We start from the raw sequence: 1079 nt of genomic DNA, 5'->3' as shown, positions 1-1079 counted from the left end.
TCAATAAATGGCAGCGCGGTTTCACTGGGCGCATCTATGGCACGATACGTCATATTATGCTGATGGTCGGTAACAATCTGGCCTCGGTACTACGAATATATAAAAATTTTATCGTGCAAAAAACGGCTCAGCCATTACCTGACTCACTAAAAAAGCTGGTCAACGTCATCAATGGTGTTATGGGTGATCATCTGGTCAACAATCAAAATGCGCTCGCGATTCCGATGATGTTATACACCAAAGATGGTAAACCCCAAAGTGAGAGGCTATCAGGGCGGATTGCTATTTTGTGCCATGGCTTATGCATGAGCCACTTAAGCTGGCAGTCACAAGAAGGCAATGATCTGGGCGAGGCGATTCATATCAGCCAGCCTGACACCACCGTTCTGTACTTAGATTACAATACAGGTCGACGTATCTCTCGCAGCGGTCGTAAATTCTCTCAACTGCTACAGGACTTGGTCGATAATAACCCAAATATTCCTCAGATAGACTTGGTTGGTCATAGCATGGGCGGCTTGGTCGCGCGTAGTGCGCTGTTTTATGGTGAGCAGGAACGCTTAGATTGGATGAAGCGTGTGGGTAATCTCATCACTCTAGGTTCACCGCATCATGGGGCAGTGCTTGAGCGTATCGGTAACTATGTACAAGACATCATCGCCAAGCTGCCATTTGCAGGCTCGCTTGCCAAGCTCGGTGATATGCGTAGTGCGGGTATTATTGATCTGCGTCATGGCAGTATTCGTGATGCTGATTGGAAAGCCTTAGAAGGACGCAGCGTATTACCACAAGACTTCCGTCATCCTGCGCGCCTGCCAAGTGGTATCAAAACTTACTTTGTCGCCAGTGCTTTGCTCGAGACGCATTACGAATCTAAGATGACGGATTTGCTAGGAGATAGCTTGGTATCGGTCGCATCCGCGTTAGGTGAAGATGATGCCGAGCATGCGTTGTTTGTACCAGATGGTCATAAAGCCGTGTTTTATGGTGTCAATCATCTTAACTTAATCCATAGCAGGCGAGTGCGTGAGCAAGTCGTTGAATGGCTGCTGGATAATGGTCTAAGCGACTATGCTGGA

1 protein-coding gene is annotated in these 1079 nt (G+C 47.6%); it reads left to right on the top strand.

Annotation, left to right across the window (positions count from 1 at the left end):
• Window positions 1-1079 (top strand): esterase/lipase family protein (locus ACS8FC_RS14845; RefSeq protein ID WP_439297336.1); only part of this gene is annotated, 1079 nt, incomplete at both ends.

The sequence above is a fragment of the Psychrobacter sp. 1Y4 genome, assembly GCF_051847555.1.
The sequence above is the reverse complement of the archived record's forward strand: the minus strand, read 5'-3'. Positions and strand labels throughout refer to the sequence as shown.